Origin of the sequence: Wolbachia endosymbiont (group A) of Rhinocyllus conicus, from assembly GCF_947250775.1 — a bacterium.
In the GTDB taxonomy this organism is placed as follows: domain Bacteria; phylum Pseudomonadota; class Alphaproteobacteria; order Rickettsiales; family Anaplasmataceae; genus Wolbachia.
Window position 1 is genome coordinate 239,021 of record NZ_OX366349.1, and the last position, 18,963, is coordinate 257,983.

At 35.6% G+C, this 18,963-nt stretch carries 18 protein-coding genes; 8 read left to right on the forward strand and 10 right to left on the reverse strand.

Translation table 11 applies throughout. The features are described 5' to 3' along the window. Window positions 1-214: 214 nt before the first annotated feature. From OOK92_RS01170 to surE, 4 genes are all read left to right on the forward strand, one after another. Window positions 215-1,774, forward strand: coding sequence for a proton-conducting transporter transmembrane domain-containing protein (locus tag OOK92_RS01170; protein WP_264735983.1), 1,560 nt, complete (start codon window positions 215-217; stop codon window positions 1,772-1,774). After that, window positions 1,759-3,102 carry a signal recognition particle protein gene (gene ffh / locus OOK92_RS01175; RefSeq protein ID WP_264735984.1) on the forward strand — a complete coding sequence of 448 codons (1,344 nt, stop codon included), beginning with the start codon at window positions 1,759-1,761 and terminating at the stop codon, window positions 3,100-3,102. The genes OOK92_RS01170 and ffh overlap by 16 nt, the downstream gene beginning before the upstream one ends. A 329-nt stretch (window positions 3,103-3,431) precedes the next feature. Next, the gene (locus OOK92_RS01180) at window positions 3,432-3,593 is read left to right on the forward strand and encodes a hypothetical protein (protein ID WP_264735985.1); all 162 of its coding nucleotides are present in this window, start codon (window positions 3,432-3,434) and stop codon (window positions 3,591-3,593) included. A 1,167-nt stretch (window positions 3,594-4,760) separates the two neighbouring features. Continuing rightward, on the forward strand, window positions 4,761-5,513 hold the full coding sequence (gene surE / locus OOK92_RS01185) for a 5'/3'-nucleotidase SurE (RefSeq protein WP_253309702.1): 753 nt from the start codon (window positions 4,761-4,763) through the stop codon (window positions 5,511-5,513). 20 nt (window positions 5,514-5,533) lie between these two features. Here the strand turns inward: surE and hisS are convergent, their stop codons facing one another. Together hisS and OOK92_RS01195 are read right to left on the reverse strand one after the other, a co-directional pair. Further along, on the reverse strand, window positions 5,534-6,760 hold the full coding sequence (gene hisS / locus OOK92_RS01190; RefSeq protein WP_264735986.1) for a histidine--tRNA ligase: 1,227 nt from the start codon (window positions 6,758-6,760) through the stop codon (window positions 5,534-5,536). Continuing rightward, window positions 6,757-7,329 (reverse strand): NifU family protein, encoded by a 573-nt coding sequence (locus OOK92_RS01195; RefSeq protein WP_264731225.1) that lies wholly within the window; start codon window positions 7,327-7,329, stop codon window positions 6,757-6,759. The genes hisS and OOK92_RS01195 overlap by 4 nt, the downstream gene beginning before the upstream one ends. 169 nt (window positions 7,330-7,498) lie before the next feature. Here OOK92_RS01195 and OOK92_RS01200 point away from each other — a divergent pair, with 169 nt between their 5' ends. From OOK92_RS01200 to OOK92_RS01215, 4 genes are all read left to right on the forward strand, one after another. Further along, on the forward strand, window positions 7,499-7,750 hold the full coding sequence (locus tag OOK92_RS01200) for a DnaJ domain-containing protein (RefSeq protein WP_264329184.1): 252 nt from the start codon (window positions 7,499-7,501) through the stop codon (window positions 7,748-7,750). A gap of 88 nt (window positions 7,751-7,838) precedes the next feature. Beyond that, on the forward strand, window positions 7,839-9,062 hold the full coding sequence (locus OOK92_RS01205; protein ID WP_264735987.1) for a cytochrome b: 1,224 nt from the start codon (window positions 7,839-7,841) through the stop codon (window positions 9,060-9,062). 5 nt (window positions 9,063-9,067) lie between these two features. Next, window positions 9,068-9,823 (forward strand): cytochrome c1, encoded by a 756-nt coding sequence (locus tag OOK92_RS01210; protein WP_373457563.1) that lies wholly within the window; start codon window positions 9,068-9,070, stop codon window positions 9,821-9,823. Between the two features lie 870 nt (window positions 9,824-10,693). Beyond that, complete coding sequence (locus tag OOK92_RS01215; RefSeq protein ID WP_264735988.1) at window positions 10,694-12,361, forward strand: recombinase family protein; 1,668 nt, start codon at window positions 10,694-10,696, stop codon at window positions 12,359-12,361. Between the two features lie 222 nt (window positions 12,362-12,583). Here OOK92_RS01215 and uvrB read toward each other — a convergent pair whose 3' ends face one another. From uvrB to OOK92_RS01255, 8 genes are all read right to left on the reverse strand, one after another. Further along, window positions 12,584-14,497 (reverse strand): excinuclease ABC subunit UvrB, encoded by a 1,914-nt coding sequence (gene uvrB / locus OOK92_RS01220; protein WP_264735989.1) that lies wholly within the window; start codon window positions 14,495-14,497, stop codon window positions 12,584-12,586. A 212-nt stretch (window positions 14,498-14,709) separates the two neighbouring features. After that, a complete protein-coding gene (locus OOK92_RS01225) occupies window positions 14,710-15,006 on the reverse strand; it encodes a hypothetical protein (RefSeq protein ID WP_264735990.1) in 297 nt (98 codons plus the stop codon). A gap of 248 nt (window positions 15,007-15,254) precedes the next feature. Beyond that, entirely contained in the window at window positions 15,255-15,755 is a 501-nt protein-coding gene (locus tag OOK92_RS01230; RefSeq protein WP_264735991.1) for an ankyrin repeat domain-containing protein, read from the reverse strand. A 194-nt stretch (window positions 15,756-15,949) separates the two neighbouring features. Next, window positions 15,950-17,110: a phage tail protein gene (locus OOK92_RS01235; RefSeq protein ID WP_264735992.1), complete on the reverse strand. Its 1,161-nt coding sequence runs from the start codon at window positions 17,108-17,110 to the stop codon at window positions 15,950-15,952. Then, the gene (locus tag OOK92_RS01240; RefSeq protein WP_253308960.1) at window positions 17,110-17,892 is read right to left on the reverse strand and encodes a baseplate assembly protein; all 783 of its coding nucleotides are present in this window, start codon (window positions 17,890-17,892) and stop codon (window positions 17,110-17,112) included. Before OOK92_RS01240 ends, OOK92_RS01235 begins: the two co-directional genes overlap by 1 nt. Window positions 17,893-17,894: 2 nt before the next feature. Then, window positions 17,895-18,230 carry a GPW/gp25 family protein gene (locus tag OOK92_RS01245; RefSeq protein WP_264736424.1) on the reverse strand — a complete coding sequence of 112 codons (336 nt, stop codon included), beginning with the start codon at window positions 18,228-18,230 and terminating at the stop codon, window positions 17,895-17,897. 4 nt (window positions 18,231-18,234) lie between these two features. Then, on the reverse strand, window positions 18,235-18,489 hold the full coding sequence (locus tag OOK92_RS01250; protein WP_264688206.1) for a PAAR domain-containing protein: 255 nt from the start codon (window positions 18,487-18,489) through the stop codon (window positions 18,235-18,237). A 1-nt stretch (window position 18,490) separates the two neighbouring features. After that, complete coding sequence (locus OOK92_RS01255) at window positions 18,491-18,955, reverse strand: phage baseplate assembly protein V (protein WP_264735495.1); 465 nt, start codon at window positions 18,953-18,955, stop codon at window positions 18,491-18,493. Window positions 18,956-18,963: the final 8 nt, after the last annotated feature.

Here is an 18,963-nt window from a genome sequence, read left to right on the forward strand (position 1 = left end):
AGTGTAGCATTGTGAATTAAGAATGCTATATTAAAGCTTACCTCACTATTAAAGCTATCGGTCAGATTAGATTAAAAACCTAATCTGACCGGTTTCTCTATAACCCTCTAAACTCTGATATAATTATATGATAATTAGTTTAATTAGTGGTTAATATGCAAATTGATTTTATTCATATATTGAGATAGCATAAACCATATTGGTTTAAATTATTGTGCAACTTTGTAAATCGTCACTGTTACTCCTACTGACTATATTAATAGTTATAGTCCTAAAATTACCTGAAAATTTGAGCATTGCAGTAAATTGGTCTCTCCCAATTCTAGATTTTGATTTATCTTTTCGTATCATACTAATATCTTTTTTATCAGTTGCATTTTTAGCTGTTCTACCAGCACAAAATTTGACTTTTTCAGAGATGCTATCTTTTGCTGCTTACACTATTAGTTCACTTTATGCAGTTTTATCTGAACATATGATATTGGTTATAATATTCTGTGAATTAATGACCGTCAGTGCATTTTTTACTATCGCAGCTGGCTGTAGAGATAGTGGACCTGCAATAAGGTACGCTTGTGTACACTTTTTCGTTGGAGTGATATTAATAGCAGGATTGGCACTTCAAAGCACTAACCTGATAATTTTGGGTTTATTGATAAATTGCGCTTGTTTCCCTTTTTCGTTTTGGGTTGTTGATGCATATCCTGCTGCATCGCTACATGGCACTACATATCTCTCTTTATTTACCACTAAAGTCTCTTTTTTAGTGATGCTTTTACACACTTATAACCTATGGCAAGATTGTACTGAAATATTAGCGCTTGTAGGCGCCATCACTGCAATTTACAGCATTATATTTGCTTCTCTTGAGCAAAATATTCGTAGATTTTTATGCTATAATATTGTAGGACAAATGGGCTTGCTGATTATTGCAGGAGGTTTACTCAGCCCTTCGGAAAAGGCAATACCAATTTTGATACTGCATATAATCTTCTCTCTTGTTTATCAATCATTATTGTTTGTGGTCAGCAATTCGATTATTTCACGAACAAAAACAATTAGTTTTAATGGAGTAGGTAAACTGATGTCAGTGGAAGGCATGTGTGCTATAATCGCAATACTTACAATGGCTGCATTTCCTGGAACCGCTGGATTTATCAGTAAATCATATATCACAGCTGAAATTGAAATGAACACTGTTGCCTTAAAAGGGTATAAAAATTTATATAAGGTTCTAAATTTGCTGCTTCATTTAAGCGTGGGGCTAAAGTTTCTTTATTACTTATTTATTGCAAAAAGTAAGTCAAAACCTTTAGCAGAGAGGGGGAGCAAAATGACTATGATTATTTTAGCATTTATATGCGTAATCGCTGGCAATCCTTACTTACCTATTTACAATAAACCTTCGATTTTCGATTTTGTGTACAACACAAAAAATGTTTTGTCGCAATTTAATTTGTTACTATGTACCACTTTATTGTTTATTCCTTTACGCAAGTTATTTTACCCGAGAATAAATTTTAAAATGGATGTTGATTGGACTTTTAGAGCTTTCATACCCTATATTGTCTTGCTGTTCAATCAGTTAGTCTCTAAAACTAGAGAAATGTTTGCCAGCATAGTGCAAAACTTGACTAATTCACTTGCTGGTTTATACTTTAATAATATTACTAAACTTAAAGAAGTGCTGGGTTATAACTCAGTGAGTTTTGTTTCAGCTTCTTCTCTCTTTTTAATGAGTATTCTACTAACGCTATTATGTTTAAATCGTTAACTGAAAGTTTAAATTCTGTATTTAGTAAACTAAGAGGAAAGTCGATCATTTCTGAAGATGATTTTAATCTTGCCATGCGTGAAATACGCATAGCCTTAATTGAAGCTGACGTTTCACTTGAAGTTGTAAAAAAATTCATCAACGACATTAAAGATAAAGTGATTGGGGAAAAAGTCATAAAAAGTGTTTCTCCAGCACAAATGATAATTAAAATTGTGCAGGATAATTTAGTTGCAGTTCTCGGATCAGAGAAAAGTGACTTAAATCTAGCAGTTAAACCCCCTACTGTGATTATGATGGTGGGCTTACAAGGTGCAGGTAAAACAACTACCTCAGGAAAGCTTGCTTTAAAGCTAAAAAAGCAAAAGAAAAAAGTGATGCTTGCCTCTTTAGACATTTATAGGCCGGCTGCCCAGAAACAACTTGAGGTGCTGGGTAAACAAATAGACGTACAAACTTTATCTACAGTAATAAATGAGGGGCCTATTGCAATTACAAAAAGGGCGCTGGCAACAGCAAAGAACGATAATTGTGATGTATTAATACTAGATACCGCAGGCAGGCTTCATATTGACAATAATATGATGAATGAGTTGAAAGCCGTAAAGGAAATAGCTTCACCTGCAGAAGTTATTTTAGTAGCCGACGCAATGATAGGCCAGGATGCGGTCAACATTGCCAAATCATTCAATGAGGCAATAGGTGTAACCGGCATTATTCTTACCCGTGTTGATGGTGATGCACGTGGTGGTGCTGCTCTTTCTATGAAAATGATCACCGATTGTCCAATTAAATTTATTGCTTGTGGTGAAAAATTAAGTGACCTCGATGATTTTTATCCCGATAGAATTGCAAAAAGGATACTTAGCATGGGTGATGTTGTATCATTGGTTGAAAAAGCTGCTGAGATTGTTGGTCAGGAAGAAATCGATAAACTGCAAAAGAAAGTAAAAAAAGGTAAATTCGATCTAAACGACCTAGTGGGAATGTTAAAAACTCTGAGTAAAATGGATGGTATTAGCAACATAATGAAATTCATTCCTAGTTCATTCACAAAAAAGCTAAGCAGCGGTGTGCCAGATGACAATAAAGTGAAAAAATATATAGCTATCATAAACTCAATGACTGAAAAAGAAAGGCAAAATCCAGATATTTTAAATGGCAAAAGAAGACTTAGAATTTCTAAGGGGTCCGGAACAAGTGTAACTGAAGTTAATCTTCTGATTAAGCAGTATAATCAAATGAGCTCTGTGGTAAATAAGTTCAGTAAAGTTGACCATAGTAAACTCAAAGAATCTGATTTGATGGATATGCTAAGCAGAAAGTAAGTCAGCAGGTAGTGGAATGAGACGATTGTCAGTAAACCTTTAGCTATATCAAAAGCGGCTTAGGTCTCGCAAAAAAATTTACAGCTTCTTGCTAGCCAAGAAATTTATTATTAATTTTAAGAAATACTATAGCTGATCCAAGCAACATGTCATACCGCGATTCATTCGCGGTATCTCAGCCGCTAACAAGAGATCCCGCTAACAAGCAGCGGGATGACGAAGTTATCGTCATGCCACCGCGAACCGTCATATCGCCGCAGACCGTCATACCGCGATTCATTCGCGGTATCTCTTAGCATAGATCCCGCTAACACGTAGCGGGATGACGATTGTCAAGGTGTCATCCGAGTAGCCTCCTTCCCCTGTCATCCCAGTGCTTGACACTGGGATGGCTTTGTTGCATCGCTACTTATGAAAGGCTAACTATAGCTAGGATTATAAGCAACCTATTGAAAATCTTGTTTTTTTGCAATCAATCTGATCAAATTTAAGAATAGTAATTTATTATTTATATTAGTAAACTTAATTCTATTGAAAATAGCTAAAGCATTGAAATTCTTGAATTTTAGCCGGATTAGTGAGTGGTAGTGAAATTTCTTTTACTCAAATTTAGGTATTCACTGACCGTTCTTGTTATAAATACCAGAATAATAAGCTACTGATATTCTCCATCTTTTTTATCTTTAATCCATCATAGCTAGCGATGCAACAAAGCCCACTGGGATCCAGGAATTTTATTAAGTTGATAAGCATAAAAGTAGCCGTTTTATGTTAAAATACAACGTTTTGATGATTATGAAAAGGCTGGATCCCAGTGTCTGGGCACTGGGATGACAGCAGTCCTACGTCATACCGCGATTCATTCGCGGTATCTCAGCCGCTAACAAGAGATCCCGCTAACACGTAGCGGGATGACGAAGTTATCGTCATGCCACCGCGAACCGTCATATCGCCGCAGACCGTCATACCGCGATTCATTCGCGGTATCTCAGCCGCTAACAAGAGATCCCGCTAACACGTAGCGGGATGGCGGTTGTCGTTTAGCCATAAATATTTAAGAAATTTACCAAACAAAAAAAAGGCAAAAGAAGCCCTAGTCATTGTCTATTTTCAGTATTGGCGTTTTTTTATGTTTTAAACGTTTAATAACCGCGACTCAGCTGCTTTTTAATGCAACTAACCTTTAGTCATAAATGTTTAAGAAATTTACTAAGCAGAAAAAAAGGCAAAAGAAACCCCGTGGTAATTAGTGTTCACTCTCTAATCCTGCAAATTGGCGTACTATACTGTCTTAAACGACTTATAAGCGCGTTTCAGCTTATATAGGTAAAAACCTAGAAATATTGTGAAGACATAAGGTGCACATAGTGCAAAAAATTAAAAATAAGACGCCAACTACGTTGTTTTCTTGCTGTTTAATCTGCACAGATGAAGATAACTGAATACCTTCAGTACCATGATAAGGGGGCTGGCGGAGTTTGTCAAGTAGGTTTTTTCGTTTCTATTGTAATGACAGTTATGGCCTGTGCAAGAAATCTATTGATTTACAGCAGGTTCTTTGTTACAGTTCATAGTTATGCAAAGAAACTTAAAGCCTCATGAGTTTATTTACAGCCAGTGATTTACATAATTTGGAACTGTATAGCTGAGTATTATATATGATAATATTGATAACAAACGATGATGGCTTTGGAAGTGAAGGAATAAAATTACTCAAAGAGATTGCACGGAATTTTGCGTCAGAAATATGGATAGTGGCACCAGATACTGATAGAAGCGGGGCTGCAAGATCTCTTGATTATCCAGTGAAACAATCTATTGGAATAAACCAACATAGTGAAAGGGAATTTAGTGTGTCTGGTACTCCTGCAGATTGTGTCATTATTGCGCTAAATAAAGTTATGAATAAAAAACCAGACTTAATATTGTCCGGAGTAAATATTGGATCAAATGTCGGGGACGATATTTGTTATTCAGGAACAATTGGTGCTGTAATGGAAGGTGCTGCAAGGTCTATACCTTCTATTGCGCTGAGCCAAGTTTATCATGATAAAATAGACTGGCACAATACAAAGGTTTTTGCACCAAAGGTTATTGCCAAGCTAGTTAAGGTTGGTTGGCCTAAAAACATAGTGATGAGTGTAAATTTTCCTGCTACGGAAAAAGTAAAAGGAGTAGAATTTGCTGAACAAGGTGAATATAACATTGATGGGGATTTAACTTTTACTGAAAATTCGAATGGCTTTTTTAGCTTAAATTGGTCTCGAGAGCACTCAGGCAGTGGTAGTGTAAATAAAATAAAAGAAGGATTTATTACTATCACACCAGTAAAATTAGATTTTACAGATTATGATACATTGAATGCTATGAAAAATTCTTGTGCAGACGAATTTTCTTCTATAGCTGACTAAGAAAAACATTTGCATTGCTCCTAATTGATGTTTTCTATTGTGTTATCGCGAGCCATTATTTTTTCTTCACCTGTATCCATGTTTTTAATCTTTAAAGTTTTACTACTCAATTCTTCATCGCCAAAGATTAAAGCAGCTTTAGCATTTGCTTGATTTGCTTTTTTCATTCGGTTTTTAAGTGCTCCGCTATATTCGTAGACTACATATAAACCATTTCTGCGCAATTCATTCGCAAGTGTTAGAGCATGTTCATCAGCCTCTCTGCCGATCGGAATTAGGTAAATAGGTCGCTCTTCTTTCGGAGAATAATTGATTAACTCCATTATGCGTTCAATACCTCCTGCAAATCCTATCGCTGGAGTGTGTTTTCCACCTACTGAAGATACTAAATTATCGTATCTTCCACCGGCAAAAACTGCCCCTTGTGCACCTAAATCTTCTGTGACAAATTCAAATACTGTGTGACAATAATAGTCTAGACCTCGAACTAATTTGCTATTTACAGTGTAAGGTATGCCAAGAGCTTGCAGTCCATTTAACACCTGGTCAAAGAAATATGAAGATTCTTTTGTATAGTGATCACTGATTTTAGGCGCATCAGAAATTATTAATCTATCTTTCTCATCCTTAGAATCCAGTATTCTGAGTGGATTTTTGATCAACCTATTTTTGCTATCTTCTGATAGATCGTTTTGATACTTTGTAAAGTATAAGATCAAAGCTTCTCTATACTTAGTTATTGTTTCACTATCACCTAAAGAGTTGATTTCCAGCTTTACATTTTTATTGATGCTAAATTCAGTTAGTAAGTGCTGAGCGAGTGATATCAATTCAACATCGGCTTTTGAATCTTCTACACCAAAAACCTCAAAATTTATCTGATGAAATTGCCTCTGTCTTCCCTTTTGCGGTCTTTCGTAACGAAATGCAGGCCCTGTTGAAAATAATTTTATCGGCGTTTGCAGTTTTTTTTCAATTAATAGCCTAACAACCGCTGCAGTGAACTCAGGACGTAAAGTTATGCTCTTTCCCCCTTTATCATTAAAGGTGTACATCTCTTTAGTGATGATGTCTGAGCTATCACCTAAAGTCTTTGTGAAAACTTCCGTATATTCAAATATCGGAGTTTGAGCAGGCAAAAAGCCATATAGACTTGAGATTCTGCTTGTTGTTTGCTCTATGTGTTTAAACTTGTACCATTCATCAAACAGGAGATCTTTTGTTCCTCTAACCGTTTGATTAGTCATAGTGTGGTCTCTATACCTGCAACCTCTGGTATGTGGTAGCTCAGCATATTCTGCACTCCTTGCTTTAAAGTAATTGCAGCACTTGGGCATCCAGAGCAAGCTCCTTGTAACTCAACATAAACTATCCCGTCTTTATAGCCACGAAATTTGATATCGCCACCATCTTGAGCAACTGCAGGTTTGATATAACTTTCCATCAATTCTTTTATTCTATTTACAATTTCTATATCATTTTTATCAAAAAATTCTTCATCCGGTATATTATTATCATTTACTCCTTCTTTATCTAGTGCTTTTCCACCTGAAGTAAAGTGATCCATGATTGTAGTTAAAATTTCTACTTTTAATGTATCCCAATTAATTCCACCCAATTTTGTTACTGAAATAAAATCATGACCAAAAAACACTCTTACCACATGTTCTATTTGAAAAAGATTTGCTGCTAACTTGGAGTTTTTTATTTCATCTGCATTTGAAAAATCAGCCGTTTCTCCTTCGTTTAGAATTGCAAATCCAGGGAGAAATTTCAGTGTGTTTGGATTTGGTGTTTCTTCAATCTGGATGAACATGTTATTTACCATGACAATTATAATTGTTACTATTTAATCATAAAATGATAAAAAAATATACATGTCATTCATCTTTTTTCTTTTTTTAGTATTCATAGTAGTTACATTTGTTTTGCCTAGCATTGTTGTATTTTTTCTTTTCCTGACAAAAAAAAATAACATAAGTTTCATGATGAACTCTATATTGAGTAAGTTTTTGAACGAATTTAATAGCAGTAGAAGTTATACTGAAAATTACACTGGTGATAACATGTCCAAAGATGAGGCATTAAAGATACTGGGGCTGAATCCTGAGGCAAGTCAAAATGAAATTAATAAAGCATATCAAAATTTAATGAAATTAGTTCATCCAGATAAAGGAGGCTCAGAGTATTTTGCACAGAAATTAAATGCGGCACGTGATAGGTTGCTGAAGAGGTAGTAATTAATATCGCTTTAAACTTTTTATTTGTGTGTAAAGGATAAGTTGCTACAATAAAACGAGTTAAAGGTAGAGAAAGCTTTAAGTTATGCAGAAAAAAAAAACAACGATAGAAGAAGAAAAAGGCATATTAGGGTGGATAGAATATAGATTGCCTATATTTTCTTTTTTGAAACACACTGCTTCTTACCAAGTGCCAAAAAACTTAAATTATGCTTGGAACTTTGGCTCTTTGGCTGGTATAGCGCTAATTTTACAAATAATAACAGGTATATTTCTTGCTATGCACTACACTCCGCATGTTGATTATGCGTTTAATAGTGTAGAGCGCATAATGCGAGATGTGAATTATGGGTGGTTAATACGCTACACTCACGCTGTTGGAGCATCGCTCTTCTTTATGGTAGTCTATGTTCATATAATGCGTGGATTATATTACGGATCTTACAAGAGGCCACGAGAGGTGGTGTGGTTTGTTGGTATATTTATATTTTTTGCAATGATGGCAACTGCCTTTATGGGATATGTATTGCCTTGGGGACAAATGAGTTTCTGGGGTGCAACAGTTATAACCAATTTATTTTCTGCTATACCTTTAGTTGGAAATAAAATAGTTATATGGTTATGGGGTGGTTTTTCAGTGGATAACCCAACACTTAACCGTTTTTTCGCTCTGCATTATCTTCTGCCTTTTGTTATTATTGCTTTAGCTATGCTTCATGTGATAGCTCTGCATAGGTTTGGCTCTGGTAACCCAAGTGGAGTGGAGGTAAAATCAGATAAGGATACCATTCCTCTCTATCCTTATTATATAGTCAAGGATTGCATAACTTTTGGTCTGTTTTTTGTAGTTTTGTTTGCATTTGTTTTCTATGCTCCTAATTATCTTGGACATCCAGACAATTATATAGAAGCTGATTCTATGGTCACTCCGGTACATATAGTGCCAGAGTGGTACTTTTTACCTTTTTATGCAATGCTACGTTCAATTCCAGATAAACTTACTGGTGTGCTTACCATGTTTGCGTCTATTTTAGTTTGGTTTTTGTTACCTTGGCTTGATAAATCAAAAGTTAAAAGTGGTGCTTATCGCCCAGTGTTCAAAAAATTTTTTTGGGTTTTCGCAATAAATTTTGCACTTCTTGCCTGGCTTGGAGGACAAGAGGTGAAAGAGCCTTACATCACTATGAGTAGGCTATCCACTCTTTATTATTTTGCATATTTTGTAATAATTTTACCACTGCTTAGTAAATATGAAAAGCCAAAAGAACCACCAAAAACCTTAAGTGATTCTGTGCCGGAGATGAAGTAATGCTGATGAGAAGTATGTTAGCTATACTTTGCATATTGTTTTTTGCTAATTTTGTGTATGCAGAAGAATTCAAGCCATCACCAAATAAAAAAATGGACTGGAAATTTGATGGAATTACCGGATCTTTCGATAGAGAGTCAATTCAACGAGGCTATAAAGTGTATAAAGAAGTCTGTGCTGCTTGTCATTCAATGAATAGGATAGCATTTCGTAATTTGCAAGATGTTGGTTTTTCTGAAGAAGATATAAAACAGATTGCAGCTTCTTATCAAGTTAAAGATGGTCCGAATGATTTGGGTGAAATGTTCGATAGACCTGGAGTACCTTCGGATTATTTTATTGCACCTTTTGATACAAAAGAAGCAGCTGCAGCAAGCAATAATGGTGCAGTTCCACCAGACTTATCGTTAATTATTAAAGCAAGGCATGATGGTGCAAATTATGTCTATTCACTGTTAACAGGCTATCAAAACGGCGAGCACGATGAAAATGATTTATACTTCAACCCTTACTTTTCAACAGGCAGGTTAGCTATGGCGCCACCACTTTCTGAAGGAATGGTGGAATATGATGGTGCAAGACAAGCCACAGTTGAAAATATGGCGTATGATGTGATAAATTTTTTACAATGGGCAGCAGAGCCAGAATTAGAGCGCCGGCATAAACTTGGATTAAAAGTAGTGGCGTATTTTATAATTTTAACAGTGTTTTTTGTATTAACTAACAATAGAATTTGGAGCAAACTCTATAAAAAGAAGTGATAGTCAATTTTGCCTCAAATACAATGGTTGTCATCCAAGTAGCTAACACTGGTTCCTTTATGACGGCAGTGCCCAGAGGTGTCATGCAAGTAGCTGACAACATAGAAACGAAAAACTTACTTGACAAACTCCGCCAGCCCCCTTATCATGGTACTGAAGGTATTCAGTTATCTTCATCTGTGCAGATTAAACAGCAAAAAAAACAACGTACTTGGCGTCTTATTTTTAATTTTTCGCACTATGTGCACCTTATGTCTTCACAACATTTCTGGGTTTTTACCTACACAAGCTGAAACGCGCTTATAAGTCGTTTAAGACAGTATAGTACGCCAATTTGCAGGATTAGAGAGTGACAACTAGCTAACACGGGGTTTCTTTTGCCTTTTTTTCTGCTTAGTAAATTTCTTAAACATTTAAACTAAGGTGAGTTGCATTTAAAAGCAGCTAAATTGCAGTGTTTAAGACTTAAAAAACGCCAATACTGAAAATAGACAATGACTAGGGCTTCTTTTGCCTTTTTTTCCGTTTGGTAAATTTCTTAACGTTTGTAGCTAAAAGAGCCCAAGAGAGGTGTCATTACCCCGCCAACAATGTTGCAAAAAACGTAAAATTAGAGAAAAGCATTTCTCGAAAACTTCTATGTCCAAAAACAAGAGTGCCATTTATTTATAGTGCCAACAATCAATTAACCATCAGTTTCAATGAATGATATGAACATATTATTTCAAGGAAAGTTCATGGGAAATAAGAGATTAGCTATACGGATTAGCTGTAGCTATGAAACTAACCGGTTGGCAGAAAAGTATTTGTTAGATGCTTATGAAAAAGCCGTGTCAAAGCAAGTAAGCCAAAAAAATTTAAAACATAAAAATGGGATTCAAGGAGGATCAAATGGTAACAGTGAGTTTATATGCAAGAGTTTCTTCGGGGAAACAAGCACAAGAAAATACAATAGCAAGTCAAGTTGCAGCTTTAGAGAAGCAAATTAGTACGGATGGATACAAATTATTAAGTGAGTATAAATTTATTGATAATGGCTACAGTGGATCTAATCTAGTCCGTCCTGATCTAGAAAAGTTACGTGATAAAGTAACAGAAGGTAAAATTGATAGAATTTACATTCATTCACCTGATCGCTTATCTAGAAAATATGCATATCAAATGGTATTACTTGAAGAATTTGAGAAAGCAGGAGCAGAAACGGTTTTCTTAAATTATGAGATTAACGATAATCCAGAATCTCAATTGCTGTTACAAATGCAAGGTATGATAGCAGAATATGAACGAGCGAAAATTATGGAACGAAGTCGTCGCGGAAAGATTTATGCAGCTAATAAAGGTTGTGTAAGCGTAATGGGAGGAGCTCCTTATGGTTATCGTTATATAGATAAATATATGGGAGGAGGACAAGCTTTATTTGAAATAAACGAAGAAGAAGCTAATGTTGTTAGGAAAGTATTTTTGTGGATAGGAAGAGAAAGGACAAGTATTGGGGAAGTGTGTCGTCGGCTAAACACTATGTCTATTATAACACGAACAGGAAAAAAGTACTGGGATAGAAGTGTGATTTGGGGTATGTTAAAAAATCCTGCTTACAAAGGACAAGCGGCTTTTGGTAAAACAAAAGTAGGTATAAAGTTACAACATATCAGACCACAGAAACATTCTTGTGAACAACCGAAAGATAATTACTCTACCTATTCTGTTGAAAAAGCAAATTGGATTTATGTTAAAGTGCCAAATATAGTGGACGAAGATGTATTTGATATAGTTCAAGAACAATTAGCTGAGAATAGAAAAATAGCAAGGACAAGAGAAAGAGGAGCAAAATATTTACTACAAGGTTTAATCGTATGTAAGCGTTGTCGTTATGCATATTACGGAAGTCCTGTAAGAAATAAGCGAGGAGAAAAAATTGATCATTATGCTTATTATCGTTGTATTGGTAGAGATTCTTACCGTTTTGGTGGTAATAAAATTTGTGATAATAAACACATTCGTACAGATGCATTAGAAACAGCCGTTTGGGAAGAGGTTAAGCATTTATTGAAAAATCCAAATAGGGTTTTAGAAGAATACAGGCGTAGACTTTCAGAGCTTAAAAAATCATCATGGGATCAAAAAAGCGATTTACTAGAGAAACAAGAAAATAAATTAAAACGTGGTATTGCTAGACTTATTGATAGTTATGCTCAAGAATATATTAATCAAGAAGAATTTGAACCACGAATTAAAGCAATGAAACAAAGTTTAAAAACAATTGAAGAGGAGAAGAAAAGGATATTCGATCAAAAGAAATTAAAACAGGAATTAACTTTGGTTGTAACCAATTTAGAAGACTTTTCTTCCAATATTACATCAAACCTTGATAACGCAGACTGGCTAACTAAACGTGATATTATTAGAACGTTAGTCAAGAGAATTGAAATTAACCTTGAGGACGTAAATGTGGTATTTCGTGTAAAAGAGCTACCAAACTCTCCTGGAAATAATCGAGAAGAAAAGAAAAATTTGCAACATTGTTGGCGGGGTAATTAATCCCTTGCTTGGTACCCCACCATTCATATTCTATAACCATTACTCACTAATTCTTTAGTGATTACCGTAATACATAGGTAAGTCAATAAAAAAATACACCTTTCCTTCTTCAGTTCTAAGAAATTGTCAAAAGTCTCAAAAAGATGAGTTAAAATAAAAAGAAGAATAGTGGAAGTTTAGTTGTTTACACTTTCATGCTATGCCCATAGCATCATATATTACTTAACCTTGCAATAATTTTTTTATTCTTGCTGCTTCTTCAAACTCTAAATTTTCAGCATGCTCTATCATTTGCTTTCTCAAGTCATCCTTATTAGTATTTACTTTTGGTTCTGCTATTGCCCTCTCCTGTAAGGTGTTTGATATAGGTTTTATTATAGTCTTCGGGACAATATTGTGCAATATATTATGTTCTTCTTGTTTTTTTCTTCTTCTTTCAGTCTCTCTTAATGCACGATCTAAAGAACCAGTGATTTTATCTGCATATAAAATTACTCTACCTTCAGCATTACGTGCAGCACGACCGATCGTTTGAATGAGCGATGTTTCTGATCGCAAAAATCCTTCTTTATCAGCATCTAAAATTGCAACCAAACCACACTCTGGAATATCAAGACCTTCCCTAAGCAAGTTAACACCTACTAAAACGTCAATTTCTTTAGATCTTAATTTACATATAATTTCTATTCTCTCCAGCGCACCAATATCAGAATGCAAATAACTCACTCTCATATTTAATTCACTCATATATTCAGCTAAATTTTCAGCCATTTTTTTTGTCAGTGTAGTGATTAAAACACAAAATCCCTTTCCTATTGTCACTTGTGCCTCATGAATTACATCATCAATTTGACTCTCTATTGGTTTCACAATGCAGATTGGGTCTGTAAGCCCTGTTGGACGGATAACTTGCTCTATAAATACATTATTGGTCTTTGCCAACTCATACTTTCCAGAAGTAGCTGAAATGTAAATAGTCTGCGGCCTAACTTTCTCCCATTCTTCAAATTTTAATGGACGATTATCAAAAGCGGAAGGGAGCCTGAAGCCATAGTCAATCAATTTCTTTTTACGTGCCTCATTACCACTGTACATCGCACCAATCTGAGGAACGGTGACATGACTTTCATCAACAAACAAAATTACATCTTTGGGTAAATATTCAAACAAAGTAGGCGGTGGATCCCCAGCTTCCATTCCATAGAGATAACGCGAATAATTTTCAATACCTTTACATATTCCTGTTGTTCTCATCATTTCAATATCAAAATTAGTGCGTTGCTCGAGGCGCTTTGCTTCAACAATCTTGTTTTGCAAGTAGTAATAATCCAAGCATTCATGCAGCTCTTTTTTGATTAGCTCAACTGTCTGCAACAGAGTCTCACGTGATGTAATGTGATAGCTGTTTGGAAAAATGGTGATTGTATTTAGGCTTTTGGTAATATTACTCGTTATAGCATCAATTTCAGAAATTTCTTCTATTTCATCACCAAGCAGCGATAAACGCCAAGCTTTATTTTCATAATAGGCAGGAAATATATCGATAATATCGCCACGCACTCTGAAATATCCTCTCTCAAACCTGGTATCAGAGCGCTTGTATTGGAGATCAGCTAAGTTACTCAAGAAATCATTAACATGAATTTTATCTCCAACACTTAAAGATATAGTCATGCTGCGGTAGCTTTCAGGCGAACCAAGACCGTATATGCAAGAAACACTGGCAACTACGATCGTGTCCCTGCGCTCCAAGAGGGAGCAGACGGCAGAATAACGCAGCATGTCAATTCTGTCGTTGATTGCAGAGTCTTTTTCGATATAAGTATCAGTTTGCGGCAAATAAGCTTCGGGCTGATAGTAATCATAATAAGAAATGAAATATCCAACAGCATTATTGGGAAATAATCCTTTCATTTCCTCATAAAGTTGTGCTGCTAAGGTTTTATTGTGTGCCATGATCAGCGCAGGTCTGTTTGTCCTTGCTATAACATTTGCCATAGTGAAAGTTTTCCCAGAACCAGTAACCCCAAGTAAAACTTGGTCTCTTTTATTGCTATTTAGCCCCGCAATTAAACTATCGATTGCCTGCGGTTGATCTCCAGCGGGTTGAAAATGTGTAGTGATTTGAAATTTCATAGACTTTACTTACTATCTTTGATTCATTGCATAGTGAACACTATATTGCTTTTAAGATAAGTTGTATAGCTATAAACTTTCCGTAAAGCCATAAAACATTAACCAACAATAGACTTCTTGCATAACCATATAACAAACTTTTATTGGGAATAGAAACGAAAAACTTCCTTGACAAACTCCGCCAGCCCCCTTATCATGAAACTGAAGCTATTTCATTTAACTTCGCAATCTGTGCAGATTAAAACGACAAGAAAACTTGTATTTGTCGTACTATGCTTAATTTTTTGCACGATGACACTCTCGCATATAAACTCACTACTTTCATTTGTTTCTTTCTCTCTATTTTCTTTTTTTCTCTTTATCAATCTCTCTATCAGTTGCCCGTATACATCCGATAAGCGTTTATCTGCTAACTCATCAGGCTCATATCGACAAGTTACAGTTAATACCTTTTTTCTCATTGTTTCTCCTGTAAATATTTTTATAGTTCGGGCACTCCTTTTTTCCATAAATCCATTACTCTTGCGAAAAAGACGCAACTGTTAACCTTCGTTTTGTTTTACTTTTATGCACAATTTTGGAAACACATAGCGCTATCTTTCATCAATTGAGCACTCTCCCAAATCATCAAGCTTCTTTTTTCCCTCTAATGATAAAATTTCCCTTTTTCCATAATCACCTCTTTCTTAGCCACAGCCCTTCTAAATTTTCACAAGCTCTTCTTTTGCCACTATCACACCTGCTGCTGATACGACCCTTATTTTTCTATGAACTCTCTCTGCTTATTTGCGATTTTTACGTTCTCTAACACTTCTTTTATCTCTTTATTATTTCTCGCATAATCCATTGCCGTTTTGCCAGATTTATCCTTTTGCTCTATATTTGCTCCGGCTTTTACTAGCTCTTCTACTATTTTTATTTCACTTACCATGCAGGCAAGGTGCAACGGAGCAAATTTGCTACTTCGTTCCACTGCGTTTATATCTGCTCCTGCCTTTATCAGCTCCTTTGTATTTTCTAGACGTTGTCCCATTACTGCTAAGTGCAATGGTCTATATTGTCCTGCATCCGCCACATTTACATCTGCTCCCTTTTTGATTAATAATTTCACTTTTTTTGGATCTGGCATTCCCACCGCATAATGCAACATCGTCCTCCCTTTTGTGTCTTTTTTATTAATATTTTCTATTGAGTTATCTAATACTTCTTTCCACGACTTATTAAACTCTTCTCTTTCTTTCTTACTAAATTTTACCATAATGTTCCTCAGCTATTAATGCAATTTAAAGTGCCTCCAATTTGGCTCACTTTAGCGCTTAGCAAATCTTGTTTGTTTACTAGCTACTTTTTCACTTAGGGCTGTTTTGGCATGGAAAAGCAACTTCTTTTTTTCAAAAAACACACATTTTTACCGAATGTTAATGTAGTGTATGAAGATATAAATATATGTATTTAATTCATTAAGCATATAGGTTGTTTTTCTTCCCAGGACCTGTTCAAATGTCGATGTTCGTGCCAAGTTAAAACGCCTCCGTAAAATACTAAAATGTAGTTTTCTAGCTCGTATGTTGCATTTTTTTGCTTTGAATCCAATTCGTTTTCAAAATGAATGTAGTGTTCTGCTACGCTAAATCTTATTATTTTGGGGGTAGAGAAATTCTTTACTTGATAGTGGTGAACGGCAAAAAATCTTTCTAAAATTGGCTTGTATTTTAAATTCCACACTTGTTCAGATAGCTTATCACTTCCTAGTAAAAACCTTTTTCCCCTCTCTTCTATACTACTTACTGGAAAACATGCGTTTATTTCTCCTAAACTCCAACTGTCCGATAATACTATCTGCGCTTTCGCAAACTTAATCTCAGGTAATAAGCTCTGTGGTAGCGGATATAACGTTTTTAAATTATTCCACTGATGACTTCTTTCATAAATACCGTTATAATTCTTTGTGTGAGGCTCGGTTTCTCCAAGTATTGCTACATCTAGCCTATACAGATCATTACTTAATGCCTGCTCATAATGAATCCGAAAAGTACCAAACTTAAAAGTTGGATTTAAGATTTTTAGCTCAAATGTGTTCTTCCGACCAAATGATAACACTGGTCCATCTTTTTCTATTTTTACCCCCGAATAGTCAGAAAGAAGATCTCCAAATAAACTCTCATCCAATATAAATCTCTGCGCATTATAATAATCGTTAAAAATCCTCATTAGCCGTGATCTTGCAGGTAATGATAGTTTTGCTAGTTCTACTACTGCATCAACAAAGAAGTCTTTCGGAACATCTTTTATCCCTATCTGTAATTCAAAAAAGTGTTCTCCGGGTGGCTCTTCAATAATTGTAATATCTTCTATATTTGCCCATTTTAATGCTATTTTTAGTGACGCTGGTGTTCCTCTTAAACGCTGAAATTTTATTCCTTCTTTTATCGCCTTTCTTTTGTCTTTTACCCAGCGTAGAATTTCCCCCAATCCATATTCTTCAACCAACCACGGCAATATTTTTTCCCCTAGGCTAAATTTAAATCCTTTTACACAGCTTGGGTCTACTTTGTAATCGATTGCATCAATCAGCGCTTTTTCTTGCTTTGTTGCGTTTGGTGGTAATAGCATTAATTCAACTCAACATTTAAACTTCTTAAGGCAGCACACTCATTCCCCAGTACCACAACATCCTCTCTTGGCTCGATTAATTCTACGTTTTCTACCCCATCCACAAACAGGTTGGCTATAATCCATGATTTCGTTACTTTCCATCCTAATCTTTTCGTTGTTTCAAATTTTTCGATAAATTGCTTCTTCACCGTTTCAATAATATCTGGTCTTTTAATGCTAATTTTACTGTGGATATCTATTTCTATAATATTGCAACTTACCACTTCTATTGTATCTGTTAAAATCCTCACATCCTCCCTGTTTAGCTGATTTCTGACAATTTCTAGTAATTCTTCTGGCAGTGTGGATAATTCTGTTGATAAGATTGAAACTTGTACTTTTCCTGGTACAGGTGATTCTACTAATGCATCTTTTACTCTCGTATCTGCTGATAATGCATAATACCGATAATTTCCTCCTGTGCTTGAGCCAACTATTCTTGCCTTGATTCTTTTTCTAAATCGTTCATCCTTTTCCCCGTTCTCCCTTTCCACTCCGTAAAATTCAGCTAAATCATCAAGTTCTTCTCCCCTTGCAAACTTAAGTAAGTTGCCCCTTGCTGCTTCGTTTATTCTTTCTCTGAGCAAAAGTTCTCGCCATGCTGCTACCTCTAAAATCTTTATTGCTGGGTCACTTTCTACTAATGCTGTAAAACTTGAGTCTCGACGTATCAACTCCTCCTTCATACGTGAAAAGATTTCTTCGAAGTTCAGTGGCTCAATAATGTTAGGCTGCTCCATCTTTATACCACAACTCCATCAAAGCGAATCTTTTCCCCCATTGGTAAGTACAATCCTTCTAGGTCAAGCGTTACTTTTCCTTCTTTCACTTCTGTTATTTTTACTTTTTCTAACTTAAATCTCTTTTCCCACTTTTGTAGTGCTTCTGCTGTTGCTGCGTAAATTTCTAATGTAAAATCACGATTTACTGGCTTATCTACTAATTCAAATAATCTTGAACCGTAATCTCTTCTCATGATTCTACTACCAATTGGTGTGGTCAAAATATCAACTATTGACTGTTTCAGATGGTCCAAATCTTCTAATTCCTTACCTGTTTCAGCACTCATTCCCTTCATATCTTTATCCAGAAAAAACGCTGCTACTTCCACTTACTACCTTAAAACCACATGAGGCTAAATCACCAACTCGTGCAATACCAATATCATTAACAAATACGCTGTTTGACCCCTGCGTTAGTTTCTCACCTAGAGTTAAGATATCTCCTTTTCGACAAACAGATCTACCGTTTACAAAAACGTCGTTACTTCCACTCATACAAACATGAACCGGTATCCCCATGCAATGATCTCCTATACAAACTATAGCTCTTCTCATGTCAATTGAGATCAACTCTCCTTCCCTTAAGTTTTATTCCTTCTTTTGTCATCTCTATACTCGATTTTCCAACTTTTAGCGTTATTTTATCTACTACTTCAATCTCAAGATGATGATTCTCCTTATCGTACGATAATTTCGTTCCATCCTTAAATTCTAAAATATGCGCGTCTTTTCGGCATTCCGAGGGAAAATACTTCTGCTGATAAATTGCCGGTAACACCACCCCTAATGACAACTCTCCATATGGCGATAATACCATCACCTGCTCATCAATATCTGGGGAAAACCAACTTCTATCTTCTCCCGCTCTTGTTGTTATCCACGGTAACCAATCGGTTAAAAATTCTCCTACCTTTACCCGCACTCTTGCTTTTTCATAGTCTACTTCTTTAACTAGACCTATACGAATAATGTTCGCTAGCCTTCTATTTAGCTCTGCAATCGCAAAATTATGGTCTAACATTTTCCCCC